This is a genomic window from Lacrimispora sphenoides, assembly GCF_900105215.1.
Classification (GTDB): domain Bacteria; phylum Bacillota; class Clostridia; order Lachnospirales; family Lachnospiraceae; genus Lacrimispora; species Lacrimispora sphenoides_A.
The window spans coordinates 519290-544152 of sequence record NZ_FOIP01000001.1; the positions used below are offsets into that span (position 1 = coordinate 519290).

The following is a 24863-nucleotide window of genomic DNA, read 5'->3' on the forward strand; positions in this document are numbered from 1 at the left end:
CGGTAATACAAAAAACGGAACCTTATAGGGTTCCGTTTTTCAGACTGGGCTACAAGGATTCGAACCTTGAAAATGACGGAGTCAGAGTCCGTTGCCTTACCATTTGGCGATAGCCCATCAATACAACAAGAGGAATTATACAAGATTTTTCTACATTAGTCAAGCTTTTTTTAACTCATTTTAAAAAACTTCGTTACCACCCGGGTTCAATCATATACTCCTTATCAGAGATTGTCCGGGCGGCAGAAGATTTTTTATTCGTAAATTTTCTTTCCAAAGATCTTTTCCAGTTTTTCCAGTGGAAGCTTAGGCGTTCTGTCTTCCCTCAGCAAACCGTTTGTCTCCTGCATGACATCCGTAAGCTGCGTATAACAGAAACCGGAAAATTTTCTGCTTTTAATCAGGAAATCCGTGATTGGTTCCAGACGTTTTAAAAATTCCCCTTCGCTTCCCACCTTATTGTAATATCCCCAGCCTTTCTCTTCTGCAGAAAAAGCGATGCCGCCATACTCTGTCATAAGGACAGGCTGCCCCCGGTATGTCTGCCCATCCGCCAGAACAAAACGGCGTTCCGCATGGCTATTAAGGATATCTTCCAGACAATCATATTTCTCTTCGGTTTCCGGCATCAGTTCATAATCATGTAAGGCAAGAATATCGGTGTGCTCGGTCTGTTCCCAGCCATCGTTTCCACTGACCGGTCTGGTTTTATCCAGAGCTTTGGCCTGATAAAACAGCATATTAGAAAAGCTCTGCTGACTCTTATCCGTCTTTATGTTTCTCATTCCCCAGCTTTCGTTCGCTGTCACCCATGTAATGATGGATGGATGGTTATAATCCCGTTCAATGAATTCAGCAAGCTCTCTGGAAGTGCTTCCCACAGTATTGTCTGTATACATATAGCAGCTTGGCATCTCTCCCCATACAAGAAATCCCAGTTTATCGGCCCAGTAGTAATATCTTGGATCTTCAATTTTCTGATGTTTTCTGGCCCCATTAAACCCCATTTTCTTTGAAAGCAGGATGTCATTCCGGATGGCTTCTTCATTGGGAGGCGTGAGAAGGCTTTGACTCCAGTAGCCCTGATCGAGAACCAGTCTTTGATATAACACCTCTCCGTTTAGCAGAATCCTTCCATTTGAAACGCAGACAGACCGAAGTCCAAAATAACTGGTTACCTTATCATTTTGAAGATTTACTTCCATCTCAATTAAATTGGGTTTTTCCGGCGTCCATGTCAGCTGATCCCGGCGCAGATCCAAGTCCGGCAAAGCCAGAATTCCTTTTCCATAGCCGTTTTCACAGGATATTTTCAAACTGCCCAGATCCATATCCATACCACCTTCTGCAGGAAGGCTATGAAAGGAAGCTTCCGCAGTCACACGCTCCATGGTGGAAATAAAGATTTCACATAATGCTTCATTACGTTCCAGATCCGGAGTTGCCTTTATTCGTTTTATATAGGGTTTTCCCGCATATTCCAGCCACACGCTCTGCCAAATCCCAGTTGTAGGAGTATACCAGCAGGCAAAATTTTCACCTGTCCAGGTCTGCTTTCCTCTCGGTTTATCCGCGTCACTGTAATCCATGACTTTAACCGTTATGATATTCTTTCCTTCGGAAACCAGTCCTGTAATATCTGCCTCAAAGGGAGTATGGCCTCCTCTGTGCCCGCCTGCATAGGTTTGATTGATATAAACCTCTGCTTCATAATCCACGGCTCCAAACTTTAAAAGCAGGCTTTTTCCACTTAATCTGCCTTTTTCCACAACGAACTCTTTCCGATACCACACAATATGGTGGACTCTCGTATCACCGATTCCACTCATTTCGGACTGATAGCAGAACGGAACCTGAATTTTCCGGTCAAATACCGGTTCATCAAAAGAAAAATCCCATTCTCCATTCAGATCCGTCCAATCTTCCCTTTTAAAATCAGGTCTTGGATAACTTTCAATGACCATCTTCATTCTCCTTTCCATTTTCCAATTTCAACTTAAGACAAAACTTTATCTTACCCTTTTAAACCGGAAGTACTGATGCCTTCCACCAGGTATTTCTGCAGGCAGATAAAGATAATGACTGCAGGCAGGATTGATAAGGTTGCCATTGCGAACATCGCGCCGTAATCGGAAGAGGATCCCGGATCGCAAAACAACTTTAAGGCAAGGCTGACCGGATATTTGGCAGACTCATTGATATAGAGCAGGGCGGAAAGAAAATCATCCCATCTCCACATAAATGAAAAAATGCTGGCCGTAATCAGCGCCGGGGATATAAGCGGCATAATGATCCTTGAAAATATGCCATAATAAGAGCAACCGTCAATCTTAGCTGCCTCGTCAAGCTCATGAGGGATTCCATCTATAAAATTGATCATCATGTAAACAAAGAATCCCTGAATCGCAAAACAATAAGGAAGAATTAACGGCTTATAGCTTCCTACCCACCCTAATTTCTGATACCATAAATACTGAGGGATCATCAGTACCTGAGCCGGAAGCATCATAGAAAGCAGCATAGCTACAAACAGAGCTCTTCTGCCAAAAAATCTGCATCTTGCCAGGCCATAAGCTACCAAAGCCGAGGAACAGACAGTTCCAAAGGTTGCTGCAACGGCTATAAACAGGGAATTCTTAAAAAAAGTCGCAAACGTAATCTTTGCAAAGCCTTTCCAGCCATTGATATAATTGGAAAATACAAATTTTTCCGGAATCAGCTGACCTGCTGTCTGAAAGATGGTACTGGTTTCCTTAAAAGAGCTCATAACCATCCACACCAGAGGATAGATCATCACAAGCCCCAGACCACAGACGATTACATGGTAAAAAATTTTTCCTATTTTTCTTTTAGTCTTCATCTGTATCACACTCCTTCCGTATAAACCCAGAATTTCTTCGTTGCGAACAGAATCATTGTAATGAGGCCAATAATCCCAAGCATTACCCAGGCTAAGGCTGCACCGTATCCAGTATTATAGAACTCGAAGGACTGCTGGTACATATAAACCGTATAGAACAAAGTGGAGTTAAGCGGTTTGCCTTGCGTAATAATGAAGCACTGGGTAAATGCCAGGAAACCGTTGATCATCTGCATCACCAGATTAAAGAAAATAGTAGGTGTTAAAAGAGGCAGAGTGATCTTGAAAAACTGAGAAAATTTATTTGCGCCGTCTACTCTGGCAGCCTCATAAAGCGTTACAGGAATCTGCTTTAAGGATGATAAAAAAATCAGCATAGAAGAACCAAACTGCCAGACTGCCAGGATAATAAGGGTCCAGATAGCCGTGTTCTTATTTCCAAGCCACGCAAAGCTTGTCTGAATCCCCATAATACCCAAAAGGTGGTTGATCACACCGTCAGTTGCAAACATTCTCTTCCAGAGAATAGCGACAGCCACAGAACCTCCAATGATGGATGGAAGATAGTAAGCCGCCCGGTAAAAGCCGGTTGCCTTTGTTGTATTAAGCAAAAGCATTGCCACCATAAGTGCAAAAATTAAACGCAGAGGAACAGATACTAAAGCAAAATAAAACGTGACTCCTATGGTCTGAAAAAATACTTTATCATCGGTAAACATCTTTATGTAATTTTTAAGTCCTGCAAAAACAGGCGGTGACAAAATGTTATAATCACACAAAGAATAGTAAAAGGATATTCCCATAGGCACCACCATAAACAGCAGAAAGCCGATGATGAAAGGAAGACTGAATATCACTCCCGCTGTACTTTCTTTGTTCAGGAAATGTCTGAGGCTTGCCCCTTTGTTATCTTTCATAGACGTCCTCCATTCAGGGATAACTTGTGTTCTTAGTCAATCGGATATTTGCAATCCGCTTCGCTACTTGATGATGTTAAAACAGGGGCAGAGCAATCTCTGCCCCTGTACTGCTTTTATTTATTTTTTGTTCATAATGTTATTAGACCCGTTAAAGAATTCTTCTGCTGCTGTAGCTGCATCATAAGCACCGTAGCATAACTGTTCCTGAACCTGATTTAACAGATTGGAAACCTCACTTGCGCCGTCTGGCTGTGGTGGATTGATGGGGGAACAGTTGGGGGTTACAACATCATTGATATAACGGATTACCTCCTGATCCACATCACTCATCTTCGGTGCCAGTTCCCCTGCAATTACGCCGGAAGCCGGAACACCTCTTTCTCCCTGCAAAATGTCGTTTGCCTCGCTGGAATTTGTTAAGAAGTTAAGAACCTTAACTGCTTCTTCCGGATTCTTTGTTTGAGCGCCTACAGAGAAAAACATACTAGACTTTAAATAACCGGATTTCTTCGGATCTGCTGACGGCCATGTGGTAATACCGATTTCCATACCATCCGGAGCTGCTTTTTGAATAGCAGTCAGCTGATTTGAGTTATAAAAAGCACACCAGGACATGGTTTCAGGACCGGAGCCGTAAACCAGAGGCTCCTGTTCAACGGAACCGATAGAAAGCTCAGCAAATACGCCTGGATCAATAAACCATCCTTCTTTAATTCCCGTCTCATACATCTGGAAAAATGGAATGTAATCTTCCGCAGTTCCGCCCATCTTTTTGTCTCCATAGAGAACAATATCATTGCCTCTCATAAAGTAATCCAGATAGGCTCCCGCATTATAGTAAGCAATGTTTGTTTTATACCCTGTCTTTTCGTAAACCTGGCGACACAAATCAATAAATTCATCCGTAGTCATATAATCCTTAATTTCAATCCCGTTTTCTTCCAGCAGAGTCTTATTATACAGAAGAGAAGGCGCATTAATTCCCGCGCAGATTGCATAGATCCCATCTCCCACCTCACCGCTGGCCATCGTGTTTTCGGAAATATTGGAGACATCCAGGGTGCCATCTTCAATATATGGCTTTAGATCTACCAACAATCCGTTCTTCACATATTGGTCAACGAACGAATAATCCATCTGGACAAGATCCGGGATTGCCTGCCCTGCTGCAGATGTGGCCAGTTTATTCCAATAATCAGACCACTCGGAAAACTGCCCTTCTATCACTGTCCCCGGATTCTGCTCTGCATATAAGTCTAAGGCAGCCTGAGTTTTCTCATTTCTGACCTGATTTCCCCACCAACTCATAGTCAGCTTTACATCTCCGCCACCATTTCCTGCACCTGCTGCGGTAGACTCTGCTGCTGCAGAACCTTCCGTAGTGTCTGCAGTTGTAGATGTGGTGACACCGCCACCGCATCCGGTAAGTGAAGCTGCTGCCATAGCTGCCGCCATTAGTAACGCAATTCTTTTCTTCATGAAACCTTCCTCCATTCATCTACTTTTGCTCTATCAAGCGTTTTCATTATACTTCCCACCATTCTTCCAGTAAATGAGTAAAACCGGGTTCCAAGTTGAAAAAACCGTGTTGTCTGTATAATTTGAATAGTTCTTTTACTTAATTGGTTGTTTTGCGGGAATGTTTTATATATAATTTAGCTGTCATTAGTTAGTACGCGAAAGGCGGTCCTTTATGAAGCAGTTTATTAGAAATCTCTCTTTAAAAAAGAAGATTCATTCCATTGTATTTCTTTGCATCATCCTTTTGGCTTTCGTTTCTCTGTTCAGTATTCATCTGGTATCCAAGGCCCATCAAAAGGTGCTTTATCAATCTGTGGCCTCATCCTTATCCTATACTGCCAAAGAGTTAAATAACCAGCTGGACAATATTTCTACTATGGCTGATATGTTTCTTGCTGATACCAATGTTCAAAGCGGACTCGGGACTTTAAAGGATTCTTCCAGCGTTCAGGACCGTTCCATTGCATACAAAGCTCTTTACGGAACTTTAAATGAATATTATTTTACCTTCCGGAAAAACAATATCAACTATATGAGTCTTTATCAGGATCGCTATTCCATTCATACTCATATCACATCAGGAAATACCCTACCGGAATCCGTTATTCAGGATCTTGTTGCAAGAGCCGAGAATGCGAAGGGACTCACTCTCTGGATTACCGATTACAGCGATGAGTACGGCCTGTTTATGGTAAAGAATCTGCGCCGCTCGGAATATTTAAGTCTGGATTCCTTAGGAACGCTTGTTGTCAGCTTAAATATTGACGGTATGATTAAATCTGCCACAAGAACCAGCCATTTTTATGATGACACCCGTTATATTCTTTACGGTCAGGAAGATTTAATCTATAATTCCTCCAGTTTAAAAGCCGGTGAACTGTCACTTTTTGATAATTTCTTTCATTCCAGATATGGTCTTGTGAATCCGGATGGTAATAGCTTCTTTTATGTAAAAGGGATCATACCGGAATTTGACTGGGATTATGTTTGTCTGATTCCATACGGCAGCATTGCGGATTCTCTCCGTACCAGCCTAAAAATCTGCCTGGCAATCATTACAGTCTCCATAGGACTGGCCATTTTACTCTCCTCTGCCTTGATCGACTCCATTACAAGGCATTTTGATAATCTGCTTTTAAAAATGGAACGCTTTGCAGCCGGAGAAAATGAAACACCGCAGATTTCCTACGATTACAGCAAACGTACTGATGAATTAGGTATTCTTCACACCCGCTTCGACCAAATGGTGGATAAAGTAAACCAATTGATCCGGACCAACTACTTAAACAAAATTTTTATAAAGGAAGCTCAGCTAAAAGCCCTGGAAACACAGATGAATCCGCATTTTTTATACAACACCCTGGAATCCATCAACTGGAGGGCAAAGTCAGTTGGGGCAAAAGATATTTCTTCCATGACAGAATCCCTGGGTACACTCCTTCGCATTACACTGGATCAAAAGCACAAAGAAGTTCCTTTAAGCCGGGAACTGGAGCTTGTGCAATGTTATATGACAATCCAAAAATACCGCTATGAAGACCGGCTGGAATATGAGATATCCGCTCCCCAGAATCTCTTCGGATGTTATGTACTTAAGATGACGCTCCAGCCACTGGTGGAAAATGCCATCCGTTATGGATTGGAGGAAAATACGGAAGAATGCCGAATTCAAATCGTAGCTGAAACAGACGGTTCTTCCCTCTTCGTTTCTGTAAAGAATAACAGTTCCTTCTTTGAGGAAGACCTCATAAAGAAACTTAAAACTCACAAAATCGAACCCCATGGTTTTGGAATTGGTCTTTTAAATATTCTGGAGCGAATGGAACTTACTTACGGAGAGAACTATGGTCTTACTCTCTATAATGAGGATGACCAAGCCGTCGCTCGTTTGTCTTTTCCTATTAATCCTCCACCTTTAGCCATTTCTGATACGAAAGGAGAACGTTAATGCTTAAATTAATTATTGCCGATGATGAACGAATGATCCGGGAATCTATTTCTTCTCTTATTGACTGGAACAGCCTGGGTATCGAACTTATAGGAACCTGCCGCGACGGTATTGAGGCTTATAATATGATCCTCGATGAATCGCCTAATATCGTTATGACTGACATCCGGATGCCTGGCCTGTCAGGTTTGGAGTTGATCGAACGCATATCTCAAACCGATATGGATATCCAGTTCATCCTGCTTTCCGGTTTTGGAGAATTTGAATATGCAAAGCAGGCGATGAAATACCGGGTCCATCATTATCTTCTTAAACCCTGCAACGAGGCACAAATCATGGAAAGCATGCGGGATGTGATCCAGGAATACTATCACCGACAGGCATTTCAGGATTTGAAAGAGCGCCAGAAGGCGCTGACCGCCAATCTCCACCACAGCATTCTGGCAAATATTATCAACGAACAGATTTTTCTGCCTGAACCGGCAGAATCTTCCTGGAATGCCTATTCCGGATTTATGGATTTTTATAATACGGGATATGAAATGTGTTTTCTACACTATCTGGAAGAAGACTATTTTATCTCTGTTTTAAGCCGTATTTACGATTACATGGCCGAACATGCACCTGGTATAGAACTCTACAGCATATATGTGAAAAACTCCTTGATTCTATTTTTTGAAGGATATCAGGTCTCCTATGATACGTTCGATTCATTTATGCGCAGCTTAAATCCAAAGGCGCAGTCAGTGGAATTAGACTATAAACGTTATACCTTTTCCAGCCTGGGAAGGCTTTTAGAAACCTTGATTGCAAAGATTAAGCGTTACGGAATCATCTATTTCATGAATGGACTGCAGCCAGTCCCCACCTGTAATTATAAAAACCTGATCTCCGAAATAGAAGAGCTGACCACACTTTTAATAGAAGCAAACGGCTCGGAACTGAAATCACACCTGGAGGAACTAACTGCAATTTTAAATGACATCGGCAATCCCGACTTTTTAAAGCAGGCAGGTTCACGGATACTGATTAAATTTGCCACAGAAAGCAACTACCTGTCATCCGTTGACACCACGGAGTATCTGATGGATTTAAACCAGCAGACTGAGGTTGGCAGCATCCGCTCCTTGCTATGTGAAAAGCTTAACGAGGCCTTAAAAGAGCCAACCACCCATTCCCAGCGCTACAGCCCTTTTATTGAAAAGATCATGCAATATGTAGAGGAACATCTGGACAATCCCAATCTTACCTTGAAATCCATCGCAGAGAATTATCTGTTTATGAATGTGGATTATGTAAGCAAACGGTTCAGCAAGGAAACAAAACAAAAATTCTCAAACTACATCACCATCCTGCGCATCCAGAAAGCCAAGCAATTATTAGCAGAAGGTCATACCGAACAAATTCAATGGATCGCTCAGCAGGTAGGATGTGGAAATAACCCCCAGTATTTCAGCCAGATTTTCAAAAAAAATACGGGGATGACACCTAGCGCATATGCAAAAAAGTTAAATGGAGGAGAATGACATGACAAACAAAGAATTACTGCCAAAAATCCATCTTGTGATGGACAAGCTTATGAACTTGGGAGGGGGTGACTATGAAAATGACCGCTCTGTTGGAAAGGAAGAGGCAAGCCGTGGCATCATTGCCAGAGACTTTGGAATCGAAGAATGGGACTGGCCTCAGGGCGTAGGTCTTTATGGTCTTTTAAAGCTTCAGAGATTTTACAGAGATAACCGTTACTTAGAATTCTTTGACAGCTGGTTTGAGAACAATTTAGAGAAAGGACTGCCCAGCAAAAATATTAATACAACTGCCCCTTACCTGGTTTTAGCCGAACTGCTTGATGATCTTAAGAACCCGGAATATGAGAAGCTGTGTCTGGAGCACGCTCACTGGCTGATGACCGGACTTCCAAAAACAAAAGAGGGCGGTTTCCAGCATGTGGTAACTGCCATCGGAGACCGCGACGGCGTCCTGTTAAATGATGGGGAAATGTGGATTGATACGTTATTCATGGCAGTTTTGTTTTTAAATAAAATGGGACATCGTTTCCAGAATCAGGAGTGGATAGGCGAAGCTCTTCATCAGGTATTATTACATATCAAATACTTATACGACAAACATACGGGATTATTTTATCACGGCTGGAGTTTTCCGTTAAATAATAATTTCGGAGGAGTTTTCTGGTGCAGGGGCAACTCCTGGTTTACCTATGGAATTCTGGAATATATTGAGTCCTACGAAGGAACTCTTGATCCGGGGCTTCTCACTTACCTGACAGATACTTTTAAAGCCCAGGTGAATGCTCTGATAGGTTTACAGGCCCCTTCTGGTTTATGGCATACTGTTCTCACTGATCCTTCAAGCTACGAAGAAGTATCCGGATCGGGAGCAATCGCCGGTGGTATTTTAAAAGGAATAAAAATGGGGATTCTTGATGAATCATATCATGACTGTGCAGACAGGGCCGTTAAAGCGGTATGCAAAAACATAGGAGAAGACGGAACCGTGTTAAATGTATCCGCAGGAACCGGGATGGGCTATCATGAAGATCATTATAAAAACATTACCATTCGCCCCATGGCCTACGGACAATCATTGGCTCTGATCTCACTGGTCGAAGCGTTGAATTAATAACAATCGGATATTCCCAATCCGCCCCCTGCTTAATGGGGTTAAATATACATACAAAAAAACCAGTAAATCTTACATTTACTGGTTTTTCTTATCACTGGGCTACAAGGATTCGAACCTTGAAATGACGGAGTCAGAGTCCGTTGCCTTACCATTTGGCGATAGCCCATCAGTGCAACGAATGTATTATACTATAGCTTTTCATTCTGGTCAAGTACTTTTTTACACTTTATTTCCAAAAACAATCCATCAGGAAGAGCGTCCTGATGGTGCAGGCTCTTCCTGATTTTTTGTTGTATGGGGCTCTTCCTGGGAACCGTTTTTCCCGGTTTCCGTCGCATTCTTTGTTGTCTCAGGCGGGCTGCTTTCCTTGGTAGGGTCCGTCTGCTCCGTTTGTTTCGTCTCTTCGCTCTCTTCTTCTGTTGTATCCGGATCTGCATTCCCATCTCCGATCACAGGAGTCTCAAAGATCCCCTTTACGGTTGTCTGCTTTCCTATTTTAGGAGAAATGCCGCCCAGGGTGAAGGTATATTCCGTACCTCCCTCCAGACCCGTCACATGAATCTCACAGGAATAAGAATCCGTATCTCCTACCTTGGCAGAATAGGTTTTTCCATCTCCGTCTTTTACTGAAACCGTAGGATTTTTCCATTTCACTTTGGTTTTAAAATAAACCATCACAACGCCATTATCGTAATCCACATAGTCGATTTTAACATTTTCCGTCGTTACGACATCCGCTTCTGAGGTGGTCTCTCCCACTGTAGTCGCTTCTGTGGCGGTTGGCTGGGTCTGGGTCGCCTGTGTCGGTGCCTGGCTTGTCGTTTCTGATGAAGAGGCTGCAGTACTTGATTCCTCAGCTGCAGAACTCTCTGCTATGGTTTCAGGCACAGTTGCTGTGGCAACCTGAGTTGTTTGCGCCGGGATCGTCTCTTCCCCCGCATCAGTCTTGCCGCTCACTGCATAAGAGCGTTCCGTTATTACTTTTGCAATCTCCTCCATGGTAAGAGGCGCCAACGCCTTCATATCTTCCATGGAAAGAGAATTGTTTTGCAAAATCAACTCCCTCAAAAAATAAGCTTTTCCATATGAAATCTTATATTCCTCTGCCAGCTGTTTTACTTCATCCTCTTCCATGACCTGCTGGTCATAGACCACCGCCTTCAGCTGTTTTTCCTCCAGCGTATTCCGAATGTCATTGACAACCGCATAACGCAGGCCCTGTGCCTTGCTAATGCTGTCATTGGACACAGTAACCAGGATCGCATTATCCAGCTGGTTTAAATAGCCGTGGGTCACCATAGAACCGATCACGGCGTTGACAGCTGTGTTCAAATCCACTCCCTTTAGATCCATGTCCTGCATGATGCTTTCCCCGTCCTCATTAAGGGCCTTTGCCGCCAGGACTTTATTCTTTTTATTCACAGATAATTCCACGCTTGGATTTACATCTATTCCGATTACAGAATCTACTTTCCCATTCTGATAAGTAAATGTTCCTCCGGCCAAAGCGATCATGCAAAAGCATGCAGCCACCAAGGTTGCAATGACCCTCTGCCTCAGGAAGAAAACGGAACGTTTTTCCTTCTCTGCCTTTATCTGAGGCGTACTCAAGTCAATTCGTTCCAAAACATTAGGAGTCATATCCCCGGCCGCAGATTTTAAGCAGGCTTCAATCTGTTGTCTATTCAATTGTCTGCGATTTAATTCAGCCATCTTAAAGCCTACTCCTCTCTTAAATAATTTTCCAGTTTTTTCATAGCACGGTTATATCTGGAAAGAGCTGTAGCCAAAGGAATCTTAAGGCTGGCGGCGATCTCCCTGTGCTTCATACCTCCCGAGGTATGAAGGAGAACGATCTCCCTTTCCTCTTCCTTAAGAATTTGAAGAGCGGCAAGAAGAACCATCCTATCAGCTGCCATCTCAATTTCAGGGCAGACTTCTCCTGTTTCCGCTCCGGTTAAATCCTCCAGTGTCACATCCGAATCATGCTTTTGCTCACGGAATTTCATATAGCACAGATTCCGGGCAATGGTAAACATCCATGCCAAAGGCTTCCCCTGGGATTTATAGCCTGACGCAGAAGTCCATATCTTAAGATATACCTCCTGCATGATCTCCTCCGCATCCTGGGGGTGCCTTATAATAGACAGAATAAAACTGTATATCGTCCGGTCCGTATTCTGATATAGCTGCCGAAAGGCCTCCCGGTCCCCAACCGCAACTTTTTTAAGAAGCTCTTCGTCGCTCAAACGGCCATAATCCTCAGGCCCGCCAAGGCTCATCAATCCCATAAATAACATGGATCCGATTTCCTTTCTACTATGTTAATGCGAAATACTGTCATCTTATTGCATAATATGGAAAATTTTTATTACCTTATTTTTCCACCCCGAAACCGCTTTCCGCAGTTATGATCAGACAGCACCGCTTATCTATTTCAGTTACCTTTTTCTTGACTTCTTCCTTCAGCCAATCCTTCTTTTTCCTGTCATATTCCCGGGGCATCACCAGATCAAAGATCAGATTGATCTGGCTTTTTCCCTCTACCATACGAAAATCGTGGAAAGAAATCCTGGAATCTATTTCCTGCAGCACATTTTTCACCATGTTCCCAAATTCCAAAACCCTGGAATCTTTTGTCTCTACCGGGTCCATATGGATTACCAGAAATATCCCAAATTTTCTTACTGCTTCCCTCTCAATGGAATCAATGATTTCGTGTGACACTTCTATGTCAACATCATTAGGCACCTCTGCATGAATGGAAGCCATGCTTCTGGAAGGGCCGTAGTTGTGTACAATCAAATCATGACTCCCTATAATTCCATCGTAGCTTTCTACAAATTCTGTAATCTCAACATATAACTTTGGATCAATCGGCTCTCCGATGAGAGGAGTAAGGGTATCCTTGGCAATTTTCACTCCTGCCCACATGACAATGACAGAAACTGCAATCCCTATGATTCCATCAATATTAAGTCCCCATATGCCATAAACAAGGATTGATACGATCGTGGCAGAAGTAGTAATCACATCTCCAAGGGAATCTGCCGCCGTAGCTTTCATGACCGTTGACTGGATTCTCTTCCCCAGAGTATTGTTAAAAAACGCCATCCAGAACTTAACGCAAACAGATAGCAATAGAACTACAACAGACACAGCCTTAAACGTCATCTCTTCGGGCTGAATGATTTTCCCAATGGATGTTTTTAAAAAGGAAAAGCCTACCTGAATGACCAAAAAGGCTACGATAAAAGCAGCAATGTACTCCATTCTTCCGTGTCCAAAGGGATGGTCTTCATCGGCAGGTTTTCCGGCCATCTTTACCCCTATAAAGCCAATGATAGAAGAAGCAGCGTCAGAAAGGTTATTAAAAGCATCTGCCATAACAGAGATACTGTTCACCAGCATTCCAACCAGCAGTTTTGCGCTGAACAAAATTACATTGCAGCAGATGCCTACGATACTCGCCATAAGCCCATACCGGGTCCGTACCTGAGTATCCTCTGTCTTTCTATAGTCCTTAACAAATTTCCTAACCAAAAACTCTGTCATAGTACTCCTTTTTCAGCCTTTACTCTTTATAACATACCTGTTCAAGAAACAGACCTTCCGGCGGCGCCGTATAGCCTGCCTCATTCCGATCCTTTGCATTCAGGATTTCCTTCATCTCTTCCGCTTTACGCTGTCCCAATCCCACTTCGATCAGCGTACCCGTTAAGATCCTGACCATATTATATAAAAAGCCGTTTCCCGTAAATCGTATCAGAAGACGGCTCCCCTGCTGTTCAAATTCAATCCGTTTTAAAACCCTGACTGTAGATTTCTTCATTTTCCGGTTGGAACAAAAGCTTTTAAAATCGTGTTCACCTATAAGAAATGACGTAGCCCGTTCCATAGCCTTTATATCAAGCTCCTTAAATAGGCCATAGATATACTTTCTTTCAAAAACCTGCTTTTTTTCGCCCATATCGATCCGGTATAAATAGGTTTTTTCCTGGGCATGAAGGCGGCTGTGGAATCGCTCTGCCACGCACTCCACGGTTTTTATCCGAATGTCCTCTGGAAGATACTGGTTTAAATATTCCCTGATCTCCTCTGAACTCATTCCTGTATTCCCATGAAAATTAGCTACCTGGGCCAATGCATGAACGCCTGCATCCGTTCGTCCCGAACCATGTACTTCCACTGCCTGTCCCAGCATACGTTCTAAAACATGTTCGATCTTCCCCTGTATGGTCTGATCCGTATTTCCCTGTTTTTGCCAGCCATCATAACGGCTTCCGTCGTATTCCAGGATCATTCGATAATTTTTTATCATATTGTTTTCGACCTCTTCTTCTATATCTGTGCAGCAAGGCAGCAATTAATATTCCAAAAGCCACTCCTGCGCAATCCAGCCACACATCTGATATCTGACCGGAACGGCCCCTTACCCCAAGCTGAATGGTCTCATCCACAAACGGAACCATAAACCCAGCCGTTATTCGTAGAAAATATCTTCTCTCCGCCGGAAAGTCAAAGGACCTTATACATCCGTACAACAAAATTCCCAATAAGGCATATTCTGTGAAATGACCCGTTTTACGGATTATGTGCTCTGTCAGCCACCTTGTGCTGATTCCCATGGATCCAAGTGATTCCTGTGCTACACGAAGCACCCATCCGCTGTCAGCCGATGAGATATCCGACGGCTTCATGGAATTTGAAAATATGAACAGGATAAAAAGAATGGTCACTGCCGTCCATATCGCTTTCTTTTTCATAGCCGTTTCCTCAAAATTCCGCCTTTCTCCACCATTTAGGCGGCCTGAGTTTCATTTCCTCTATCTTCCATATTTTATCATAATTTCATCCATTATAGTACAACAGCAGTTATAATACAAGGATAGGCATTAAAAAAATCCCCAAAAACGGCCTAAAACCGCATATTGGGGGAAATTCCTTTTATGGTCCAATCGTAACCGGTACGCCTAAATTACAGTAACTCCATAATACATCCATATCGCTGTTGTCCACTGCAACGCAGCCGTGAGTGGTTCCGTCAGGAACCCTGCAGCCGTGAATCTCAATAGCTCCTCCCAGAGGAGTATCCCATGGTGGCTGCTGCCCTGCCAAATTGGCCTTTATTATTTCATCTCTTTGAGCCTCGGTGATAATGCCGTCTGCATATCCTCTTTCCGCATCTTTAATACCCGGATAGGAAAGTCCCAATGCCAGATATGCTATGCTCTTATCATTTCTGGTACATACATAGAACTCCCCGCTAGGTGTTCTCATGTCACCCTCTACTTTTTTATTTCCTTCCGCTGAGGCCGCGCCCATGGAAACCGGGTATTCTGCAATCAATACACCATTCTGCTTTAATGTAAGCGTCTTTGTTCTCTTGCTCACATATATGGTCACGTTATTGGTCGTACCGGTATTGCCGGAGGTAATATTGGCACCGGGACCGGACACCGGCTCTGCGTACCCAGTAACTTGGGAAGATACCGCCAAAACGATGACCAGAACGGCTGAGATCAGACACCTATATCCTTTTCCTAACCATTTCATCATTCTTAACTCTCCTTTTTTGTTACATTATACCATCCATTTTGGAAACTATCATTTACAATATTCTTACATTTCCATCCAAAATTTTCCTATTGTAAATTCCATTTATTTAAAGTAAACCCTGCAAATAAGCCAGCACAGAATTTAAGCAGCCTTCTACCCCCACCAAACTGCTTTCCAGACAAAGGTGGTAATTCTGTGCCTTACCCCATTCGCATCCGGTATAATACTGGTAATAATCTCTTCTCTTTTTATCTATCTCCCGGATTCGTTCTTCCATCAATTCAGGGCTGACGCCTGTTTCAAGAGAATTCATCCGTTTAATCCGATCTTCCATTTTGGCATAAATAAACAGATTAATGCTGCTTTCAAGCACCCGGTCCGCACATCGTCCAACGATGATACATGGTCCCTCTTCTGCCAGCTTTCGTATCACACAAGACTGGGCCAGAAAAACTTGATCTGACATGGAAATCTCATAAATTGTAGAGAAGGGAGTATAATAGAGCTGTTCTAAGGATTCCTGCTGGACGGGAAGATGCTCGTCGTAATGCAGAAATGCTTCCTCCTCCAGATCACTTACTTCTGCAGATAAAGAAATCAGGTCCTTATCATAGAATGGAACTCCCAACCTTTCAGCCAGTTTCATGCCCAACTCTCGTCCGCCGCTTCCAAACTCCCGGCTAATTGTAATCACCTTATCCAACATATGCTCCTCCTTATCTTCTGCTGAGTAATTTCTGAGTAATCCTCTTCTACCCATCATAGTTTCTGTATAGCAAGATATCTACAAGGCTGTCAAATGGGCTTTAAATCTCCTGTTAATATAACTGCATTTTACCACATTCTTAAATACCTGTATACCACATTTCGGCTCTACTTATTCATACTTAAGCCAAATTGCATAAAAAGTATTGCGTACTGCATTTATTTTGTTAAATGATTAGTTATCTTTTTTAAAAATTCCCAGACGTTATCACCGTAATTACTTACCAAAACGAACATCATCTTTTTATCTGCATCATAGCTGGAAATAAAGCTGACACCTGGATCACAGCCTTGAAAATATGGTTTGTAACCGTTAACCTGTTTTTTTAACCAAATGCCGTAGCCATAACATTGCGCATCTCCGCTATGATTTGTCATCATAGCCGCTGTCATCTCTGGCGAAAGCAATTGGCCGGACATCAAATGTTCCCAAAATAAGCTTATGTCATTTACTGTTGTATAGGCGCCGCCTGCGCCTGTTCCTTTTGCGTCCACACTGAAAATATTGGTACGGTAATCATTATCTTTTTCATTGTAAATATAATTTACCGCACATTTTGCAGGCAGTCTGTCCAATTCATAATACCCGGTACTAACCATACCACAAGGAGCAAATACATTTTCTTTCAGATATTCATCAAACGTTGATCCTGTTAATTCTTCAATTATCATAGCAAGCACGACAAAGCCGGTATTATTATATTGAAACCTGCTTCCCCGTGGATACATCATTGGCTTATCAATAAAAAGTGGCAGCAGGTCCTTATTTGAACGTATCTTATAGTTGGGAAAATCGATCCACAATTCCTCATAGTCACTCATGACCCCTTCATCAAAGTAATCCGGTATTCCGGAAGTATGGGTTAGCAATTCCTCTATGGTTATTGTACCATCAATGGCCTTTAAGTCAAAATTGAAAATATTTCCTATTTCATCATTAAACTTGAGCAACCCTCGTTCTATTAGCTGCAATATTCCAACAGCAACAAAAACCTTACCTGCAGATGCCGTCGCAAATTTTGTATCGTTTTCATTTGGAACCTTATTATGTAAATCCGCATACCCAAATGACTTCTGAAAAACTGTTTCATTACCTTTTTGTATGAGCACACAGCCCCTGAAGTCCAAGCCGATCAAGTCATTTATATCCATATACGTTTGATTCCTTTCTGCTGTTTTTTAGTAATCTTCCCTCAGTATAACATAAGTACTTTAAAAAAGAAGCATCTAAAATATAGAGACGCAAACATTGTATAATATGTTTCCGCAGCTTTTCCACTAGATCATATCAACCAGTTCATATCCACCAGTTTATATCCACGAGTTCATATGATTGCCGGAATTCATGTTAGGATTAATTCAAGTTTCTATATTCGTCGGTTATACGATTAAAAATAAACCAAATTGCGAATGTAGCAATTAACGAATAAATTGTAGAAACTATAAATCTACTTATAAACGCTTTGTTTGTTACCAAACATTTTATTCGATTGATGATTTTACCTATCATAAATTTAACCTTCTTTCTATTACTGCTATCATTACACTACGCTACAAATAGTATAATCATAGAGAAATAAACTTATGACCTCATAGCAATTGATTTGTAAACTGTCTTCAGCTGTCTTCAAGTTGTAAATACGAAAAAATAGCGAAGACCTTAGTAAATTAAGGCTTCCGCTACAAATAAAAAAAGCGCGAGACGGGACTCGAACCCGCGACCCCGACCTTGGCAAGGTCGTACTCCACCAACTGAGCCACTCACGCATATCTCTTATTAACTTTCCTCTTGAGACATATACCCTCAAAACCACACATTGCTACATATCTATTTTCATCCGTTCTTTCCTCTTACCTAAACCAACCTGGTTAAGCCCTCGACCTATTAGTGACAGTCAGCTGCACATGTTGCCATGCTTCCACCTCTGCCCTATCTACCTCGTCGTCTTCAAGGGGTCTTACTCTTGCGATGGGATATCTCATCTTGAGGGGGGCTTCACGCTTAGATGCCTTCAGCGTTTATCCCTTCCCGACTTGGCTACTCTGCCATGGCTTTGATAGCCAACAGATACACCAGAGGTCAGTCCATCCCGGTCCTCTCGTACTAAGGACAGCTCCTCTCAAATATCCTACGCCCACGCCGGATAGGGACCGAACTGTCTCACGACGTTCTGAACCCAGCTCGCGTACCGCTTTAATGGGCGAACAGCCCAACCCTTGGGACCTACTACAGCCCCAGGATGCGATGAGCCGACATCGAGGTGCCAAACCACTCCGTCGATGTGAACTCTTGGGAGTGATAAGCCTGTTATCCCCAGGGTAGCTTTTATCCGTTGAGCGATGGCAATCCCACTTTATACCACCGGATCACTAAGTCCTAGTTTCCTACCTGCTCCACCCGTCGGTGTCGCAGTCAAGCTCCCTTATGCCTTTGCACTCTTCGAATGGTTTCCGTCCATTCTGAGGGAACCTTTGAGCGCCTCCGATACCCTTTCGGAGGCGACCGCCCCAGTCAAACTCCCCGCCTGACATTGTCCCCCAGCCAGGTCATGGCTGCAGGTTAGAAATCCAATACCGCAAGGGTGGTATCCCAACATCGGCTCTGATAAGACTGGCGTCCTATCTTCACTGCCTCCCACCTATCCTGTACATGCAGTACCGAATCCCAGTATCAAGCTGGAGTAAAGCTCCATGGGGTCTTTCCGTCCTGGCGCAGGTAACCAGCATCTTCACTGGTACTTCAATTTCACCGGGTGCATTGTTGAGACAGCGCTCAAATCATTACGCCTTTCGTGCGGGTCGGAACTTACCCGACAAGGAATTTCGCTACCTTAGGACCGTTATAGTTACGGCCGCCGTTTACTGGGGCTTAAATTCAGAGCTTCGCGTTGCCGCTAACCCCTCCTCGTAACCTTCCAGCACCGGGCAGGCGTCAGCCCATATACCTCACCTTTCGGTTTTGCATAGACCTGTGTTTTTGCTAAACAGTTGCTTGAGCCTATTCTCTGCGGCCTGGTTTCCCAGGCACCCCTTATCCCGAAGTTACGGGGTCATTTTGCCGAGTTCCTTAACAATGCTTCTCCCGCCGGCCTTAGGATTCTCTCCTCATCCACCTGTGTCGGTTTACGGTACGGGCACATATTACACAATAGCGGCTTTTCTTGACAGCCCCTACGAAGACTTCCCTACTTGTGTTCGGTACGCGTCACACCTTCCTGTTGCTGGGTGGATTTGCCATTCCAGCCAGTCCAGTGCTTGCCCCGGTCTTTTCATTCCCGGGTTCTTCTTCGGTTCTGTGTCCCCACAGTTCTGATAATATGCGGTACAGGAATTTCAACCTGTTGTCCATCGACTACGTCTTTCGACCTCGCCTTAGGCCCCGACTTACCCAGAGCAGATCAGCTTTACTCTGGAAACCTTAGATATTCGGCCTGGAGGATTCTCACCTCCATCTCGCTACTCATTCCGGCATTCTCTCTTCTTAACACTCCACATCTCCTTACGGTAATGCTTCTGTGCGTTAAGAATGCTCCTCTACCAATGTATATAAATATACATTCCACAGCTTCGGTGTCGTGTTTTAGCCCCGGACATTTTCGGCGCAGGACCTCTCGACTAGTGAGCTATTACGCACTCTTTGAATGTGTGGCTGCTTCTAAGCCAACATCCTAGTTGTCTGTGAAATCCCACATCCTTTTCCACTTAACACGCACTTTGGGACCTTAGCTGGTGGTCTGGGCTCTTTCCCTTTTGACTACCCAACTTATCTCGTGCAGTCTGACTCCCGTACATCATCTGGCCGGCATTCGGAGTTTGATATTCTTTGGTAAGCTTTGACGCCCCCTAGGAAATTCAGTGCTCTACCTCCGGCAGACTAATACGAGGCTAGCCCTAAAGCTATTTCGAGGAGAACCAGCTATCTCCGGGTTCGATTGGAATTTCTCCCCTACCCACACCTCATCGCCACCCTTTTCAACGGATGTGCGTTCGGTCCTCCATTTCCTTTTACGGAAACTTCAACCTGGACATGGGTAGATCACCCGGTTTCGGGTCTACCTTTACTGACTCTACGCCCTATTAAGACTTGGTTTCCCTTCGGCTCCACACCTTAAGTGCTTAACCTTGCCAGTAACGGTAACTCGCCGGACCGTTCTACAAAAAGTACGCGGTTCCACCTTTAACGTGGTTCCACAGCTTGTAAACACAGGGTTTCAGGTTCTCTTTCACTCCCCTCCCGGGGTCCTTTTCACCTTTCCTTCACAGTACTATGCGCTATCGGTCACTAAGTAGTATTTAGCCTTGGGGGGTGGTCCCCCCGAATTCCCACAAGGTTTCTCGTGTCTCGTGGTACTTTGGATCCTGCTCGCTGACTATTGTTTTCCCATACAAGGCTTTCACTTTCTATGGCCGGTCTTTCCAGGACCGTTCTGGTAACAAATCGTCTCACTTATTGCAGTCCATAACCCCAGTATGCACGCATACTGGTTTAGGCTCCTTCCATTTCGCTCGCCGCTACTTTGGAAATCGAGTTTTCTTTCTTTTCCTCCGGGTACTTAGATGTTTCAGTTCCCCGGGTTCCCGACGTATGGCTATGTATTCACCATACGACAACTGAGGTTTGCTCAGCTGGGTTTCCCCATTCAGATATCTCCGGATCAAAGGATATTTGCTCCTCCCCGAAGCTTTTCGCAGCTTATCACGTCTTTCATCGGCTCTTAGTGCCAAGGCATCCACCCTGCGCTCTTATTAGCTTAACCAATTCGATGTTCACCTGCGGGTGCGGGCTACTTATCTAAGATACATAGCGTTGTATCTCTGGTCTTAGGTTTGTTATTTCACCGTACGTTACGGTTACTTTAACGAGTTTTGTTTGGTTACATCGTTAGATGTAACACCTCGGATGTCTTGATGTCGTCTTTATACTTTAACATATAAAAACTCTATCTAGATATATTTCAATATGTGGTTTTCAAGGTACATGCGTGATGCAATTTAAAGTCCTATTAATTATAATAAACTTCACAATTACACCAAATGGAGATGGAGAGATTCGAACTCTTGACCCCCTGCTTGCAAGGCAGGTGCTCTCCCAACTGAGCTACACCCCCATAAAATAATCTGGCACCCACCTGCTCTCCCATGCCGTCTCCAGCATAGTACCATCGGCCGCTTAAGTCTTAACCATCGTGTTCGGGATGGGAACGGGTGTCTCCCCTAAGCGCATCGGCACCAGAAATCTTTTGTCTTTCTTGGTGTTTCTATATTCATTTTTATTTCTTTGAAAACCAAAGACTCAACAGTATATAAAACCCTTACTTCTTCTTCCTTAGAAAGGAGGTGATCCAGCCGCACCTTCCGATACGGCTACCTTGTTACGACTTCACCCCAGTTATCAGTCCCGCCTTCGGCAGCTCCCTCCTTACGGTTGGGTCACTGACTTCGGGCGTTACCAACTCCCATGGTGTGACGGGCGGTGTGTACAAGACCCGGGAACGTATTCACCGCGGCATTCTGATCCGCGATTACTAGCGATTCCAGCTTCATGTAGTCGAGTTGCAGACTACAATCCGAACTGAGACGTTATTTTTGGGGTTTGCTCCAGATCGCTCCTTTGCTTCCCTTTGTTTACGCCATTGTAGCACGTGTGTAGCCCAAATCATAAGGGGCATGATGATTTGACGTCATCCCCACCTTCCTCCAGGTTATCCCTGGCAGTCTCCCCAGAGTGCCCAACTTCACTTGCTGGCTACTAAGGATAAGGGTTGCGCTCGTTGCGGGACTTAACCCAACATCTCACGACACGAGCTGACGACAACCATGCACCACCTGTCTAGAATGCCCCGTAGGGAAGGGATCGTTACATCCCGGTCATTCCGATGTCAAGACTTGGTAAGGTTCTTCGCGTTGCTTCGAATTAAACCACATGCTCCACCGCTTGTGCGGGTCCCCGTCAATTCCTTTGAGTTTCATTCTTGCGAACGTACTCCCCAGGTGGAATACTTATTGCGTTAGCGACGGCACCGAAGAGCTTTGCTCCCCAACACCTAGTATTCATCGTTTACGGCGTGGACTACCAGGGTATCTAATCCTGTTTGCTCCCCACGCTTTCGAGCCTCAACGTCAGTTACAGTCCAGTAAGCCGCCTTCGCCACTGGTGTTCCTCCTAATATCTACGCATTTCACCGCTACACTAGGAATTCCACTTACCTCTCCTGCACTCTAGCACCACAGTTTCCAAAGCAGTCCCGGGGTTGAGCCCCGGGCTTTCACTCCAGACTTGCAGTGCCGTCTACGCTCCCTTTACACCCAGTAAATCCGGATAACGCTTGCCCCCTACGTATTACCGCGGCTGCTGGCACGTAGTTAGCCGGGGCTTCTTAGTCAGGTACCGTCATTTTCTTCCCTGCTGATAGAGCTTTACATACCGAAATACTTCTTCACTCACGCGGCGTCGCTGGATCAGGGTTTCCCCCATTGTCCAATATTCCCCACTGCTGCCTCCCGTAGGAGTTTGGGCCGTGTCTCAGTCCCAATGTGGCCGGTCACCCTCTCAGGTCGGCTACTGATCGTCGGCTTGGTGGGCCGTTACCTCACCAACTACCTAATCAGACGCGGGTCCATCTCATACCACCGGAGTTTTTCACACCGTACCATGCGGCACTGTGTGCTTATGCGGTATTAGCAGTCGTTTCCGACTGTTATCCCCCTGTATGAGGCAGGTTACCCACGCGTTACTCACCCGTCCGCCGCTAAGTCAATTTCAATTCCATCCGAAAACTTCCTTGAAATCGCTTCGCTCGACTTGCATGTGTTAAGCACGCCGCCAGCGTTCATCCTGAGCCAGGATCGAACTCTCAAATTAAATGGTGTTCAATCCGGGGTCAAAATCAACTAACTAGCTAATTTATTTCCCGTTTTACTTGTTGTTTGGTTCGTATACAATTGCTTGTATTCGTTCTGAAATTTTCTCATTCAAAGCCATCAAACATGACTTGTTTTATTAGAATTTTCAGGGTTTTACATACTGTTCAATCTTCTGTTTTCAAAGTGCTTTATTTCGTGTCGCTGTCTCAGCAGCAACTTTTAAAGTTTATCATGTTCGGTTGTTTTTGTCAACCATTTTTTTCATTTTCTTCAAAACTTTTTCATCGCTCATCGATGTGTTTTAGAAGAAGTTTTTGCCGCCGTTTTCAGCGGCGAGTTATATCATACCAAAGCATCTGACAAAAGTCAACAATTATTTTGTATTTTTTTCAAATTAATATTCCAGAACATTGCATGGTAAAATCGGCATATTATATTCTATCGTACTGACCATTGTTTCCCTTCTATATTACATAGATTTAATGCCTGTATATTTGTCTTTGAATCTTCTTATTACCTATTATATAAATCACCTTCAGCATTACCTGCACCTTTAATCTGTTATTTTGAGTGGATCTCTTATAACAGCCATCTTGAATTAGACTATCAAAAATTCAAGAGATTGCGCCTACATTATCCCTCTTAATCTTTTCCACAGTCTTAGCATTAAATGAAAGTTCTTTGAGTATCCGATAAACATCTAAGCTCGCTGACGCAAACTTATAGCTATAAGGGGAATCCTAAAAGAACCTTCATTACTTTATATCGGCCCTTATAATAAAAAGTATTCTCTCAAGCACCATTACTGTTCTTCCTATATAAAGAAGTCACTGTCTTTCTATGAATTTATACGCGTTGTAATCATACTCCATGATTTTGACTCCTATCAACGTGATTTCTATAATACTGTACTATTTATTATGAGAGTGGAACGCTCTTGGAAATTTAATGGAATTTTTGCAGGAGCTTTTATTTAATATTTCCCATGGGAAAATGTCTCCTTTTTCTTGACAATTTGTCACTCAAATGGTATCATCTATGTTGTCGTCAGCGGGTATGGCGGAATTGGCAGACGCGCCAGATTTAGGTTCTGGTGGGAGACCGTGCAGGTTCAAGTCCTGTTACCCGCATTGATCGAAAACCCTAGTGTTTACAAGAATTTCTTGCAAACACCAGGGTTTTTGCATATCAGGATTGGAAGTGTTTTACTGTATAAGGCACTCATATACCCATAAATGCAACACGATATCACACATAAAGAAGTTAGAAATGATATAATTCAATGAAGGGCGGGTATCTGGAATTCCAGACCTGCCTTTTAGTTACTTCCTAAATAATTAAAGTAGTTTGAGCAGTATTACAATCTGTAGGAAAACATATGGGAGTATTGGGGATCGGGACTAATGTAAAAAACATAGTAAAATATGCCTGAATGATAGAACAAATTTTATCATTTTCCATATTCTAATTTATAGTAAAATAATTGGAGTAATATAATGACAAATTATCCCCCTCCTTATGGAGCACCTACTTCTCCTCCTCCAAGAGTACCACCCAGAAAACCAAGAAATTCATATATTATTGATTGTATGTTCAAATATACGTATGTATGGCCACAGTTAGGTGATGAGTTTTGGTATTATCCAATTAACTTACAGTACGGTGCAGTGTTAGGATACCGCTGGACAGGAAGAAGTTGGACTTTCTTTGGTTTTGATCCGGATTTGATTGATGAGGTAGCATGCGTTCCGGTACCTACACTTTATTAGTTATAATAGGGAAG

At 43.5% G+C, this 24863-nt stretch carries 16 protein-coding genes, 5 tRNA genes and 3 rRNA genes; 5 read left to right on the forward strand and 19 right to left on the reverse strand.

Translation table 11 applies throughout. The features are described 5' to 3' along the window. Positions 1–44: 44 nt before the first annotated feature. The 5 genes from BMW45_RS02290 to BMW45_RS02310 form a co-directional block, all read right to left on the reverse strand. A tRNA-Gln gene (locus BMW45_RS02290) sits at positions 45–117 on the reverse strand. Positions 118–254: 137 nt separating this feature from the next. After that, positions 255–1964 (reverse strand): glycoside hydrolase family 2 protein, encoded by a 1710-nt coding sequence (locus BMW45_RS02295; protein ID WP_242882874.1) that lies wholly within the window; start codon positions 1962–1964, stop codon positions 255–257. A 50-nt stretch (positions 1965–2014) separates the two neighbouring features. Beyond that, entirely contained in the window at positions 2015–2860 is an 846-nt protein-coding gene (locus BMW45_RS02300) for a carbohydrate ABC transporter permease (RefSeq protein ID WP_092240374.1), read from the reverse strand. Positions 2861–2865: 5 nt separating this feature from the next. After that, positions 2866–3777, reverse strand: coding sequence for a carbohydrate ABC transporter permease (locus tag BMW45_RS02305; RefSeq protein ID WP_092240375.1), 912 nt, complete (start codon positions 3775–3777; stop codon positions 2866–2868). A 120-nt stretch (positions 3778–3897) separates the two neighbouring features. After that, entirely contained in the window at positions 3898–5259 is a 1362-nt protein-coding gene (locus BMW45_RS02310) for an ABC transporter substrate-binding protein (protein WP_092240376.1), read from the reverse strand. A 214-nt stretch (positions 5260–5473) separates the two neighbouring features. Between BMW45_RS02310 and BMW45_RS02315 the strand changes: the two genes are divergently transcribed. From BMW45_RS02315 to BMW45_RS02325, 3 genes are read left to right on the forward strand one after another with little or no spacing between them, the layout of a single operon-like run. Next, the gene (locus BMW45_RS02315; protein WP_092240377.1) at positions 5474–7249 is read left to right on the forward strand and encodes a sensor histidine kinase; all 1776 of its coding nucleotides are present in this window, start codon (positions 5474–5476) and stop codon (positions 7247–7249) included. Then, entirely contained in the window at positions 7249–8775 is a 1527-nt protein-coding gene (locus BMW45_RS02320) for a response regulator transcription factor (RefSeq protein WP_092240378.1), read from the forward strand. The genes BMW45_RS02315 and BMW45_RS02320 overlap by 1 nt, the downstream gene beginning before the upstream one ends. A 1-nt stretch (position 8776) precedes the next feature. Beyond that, on the forward strand, positions 8777–9889 hold the full coding sequence (locus tag BMW45_RS02325; RefSeq protein ID WP_242882876.1) for a glycoside hydrolase family 88/105 protein: 1113 nt from the start codon (positions 8777–8779) through the stop codon (positions 9887–9889). A gap of 97 nt (positions 9890–9986) precedes the next feature. Here the strand turns inward: BMW45_RS02325 and BMW45_RS02330 are convergent. The 14 genes from BMW45_RS02330 to BMW45_RS02395 all read right to left on the reverse strand — a co-directional run bounded on the left by BMW45_RS02330 (position 9987) and on the right by BMW45_RS02395 (position 23078). Beyond that, positions 9987–10058: transfer RNA gene (locus BMW45_RS02330), tRNA-Gln, on the reverse strand. 80 nt (positions 10059–10138) lie between these two features. Continuing rightward, positions 10139–11605, reverse strand: a complete 1467-nt coding sequence (locus BMW45_RS02335; protein WP_092240380.1) for an anti-sigma-I factor RsgI family protein — start codon at positions 11603–11605, stop codon at positions 10139–10141. An 8-nt stretch (positions 11606–11613) separates the two neighbouring features. Next, positions 11614–12192 (reverse strand): RNA polymerase sigma factor, encoded by a 579-nt coding sequence (locus BMW45_RS02340; protein WP_092240381.1) that lies wholly within the window; start codon positions 12190–12192, stop codon positions 11614–11616. A 76-nt stretch (positions 12193–12268) separates the two neighbouring features. Beyond that, positions 12269–13447: a cation diffusion facilitator family transporter gene (locus BMW45_RS02345; RefSeq protein ID WP_092240382.1), complete on the reverse strand. Its 1179-nt coding sequence runs from the start codon at positions 13445–13447 to the stop codon at positions 12269–12271. Between the two features lie 19 nt (positions 13448–13466). Continuing rightward, positions 13467–14213, reverse strand: coding sequence for a tRNA pseudouridine(38-40) synthase TruA (gene truA / locus BMW45_RS02350; protein ID WP_092240383.1), 747 nt, complete (start codon positions 14211–14213; stop codon positions 13467–13469). Next, positions 14164–14658, reverse strand: a complete 495-nt coding sequence (locus BMW45_RS02355; RefSeq protein ID WP_092240384.1) for a VanZ family protein — start codon at positions 14656–14658, stop codon at positions 14164–14166. Before BMW45_RS02355 ends, truA begins: the two co-directional genes overlap by 50 nt. Before the next feature lie 181 nt (positions 14659–14839). After that, complete coding sequence (locus tag BMW45_RS02360; protein ID WP_025231446.1) at positions 14840–15451, reverse strand: L,D-transpeptidase family protein; 612 nt, start codon at positions 15449–15451, stop codon at positions 14840–14842. A 106-nt stretch (positions 15452–15557) separates the two neighbouring features. Beyond that, a complete protein-coding gene (locus tag BMW45_RS02365) occupies positions 15558–16154 on the reverse strand; it encodes a cytidylate kinase-like family protein (protein ID WP_092246097.1) in 597 nt (198 codons plus the stop codon). 221 nt (positions 16155–16375) lie between these two features. Further along, positions 16376–17368 (reverse strand): serine hydrolase domain-containing protein, encoded by a 993-nt coding sequence (locus BMW45_RS02370; RefSeq protein ID WP_092240385.1) that lies wholly within the window; start codon positions 17366–17368, stop codon positions 16376–16378. A gap of 542 nt (positions 17369–17910) precedes the next feature. Beyond that, a tRNA-Gly gene (locus BMW45_RS02375) sits at positions 17911–17983 on the reverse strand. 98 nt (positions 17984–18081) lie between these two features. Next, positions 18082–20973, reverse strand: a 23S ribosomal RNA gene (locus BMW45_RS02380). Positions 20974–21251: 278 nt separating this feature from the next. Then, a tRNA-Ala gene (locus BMW45_RS02385) sits at positions 21252–21324 on the reverse strand. Between the two features lie 8 nt (positions 21325–21332). Then, positions 21333–21450 (reverse strand): 5S ribosomal RNA (gene rrf / locus BMW45_RS02390). A gap of 96 nt (positions 21451–21546) precedes the next feature. Next, positions 21547–23078 (reverse strand): 16S ribosomal RNA (locus BMW45_RS02395). Together the 16S, 23S and 5S rRNA genes with 2 tRNA genes alongside form the textbook arrangement of a ribosomal RNA operon. A gap of 1052 nt (positions 23079–24130) precedes the next feature. Between BMW45_RS02395 and BMW45_RS02400 the strand changes: the two genes are divergently transcribed. Then, a tRNA-Leu gene (locus BMW45_RS02400) sits at positions 24131–24210 on the forward strand. Between the two features lie 366 nt (positions 24211–24576). Further along, a complete protein-coding gene (locus tag BMW45_RS02405) occupies positions 24577–24849 on the forward strand; it encodes a transporter (RefSeq protein WP_092240386.1) in 273 nt (90 codons plus the stop codon). Positions 24850–24863 lie beyond the last annotated feature (14 nt).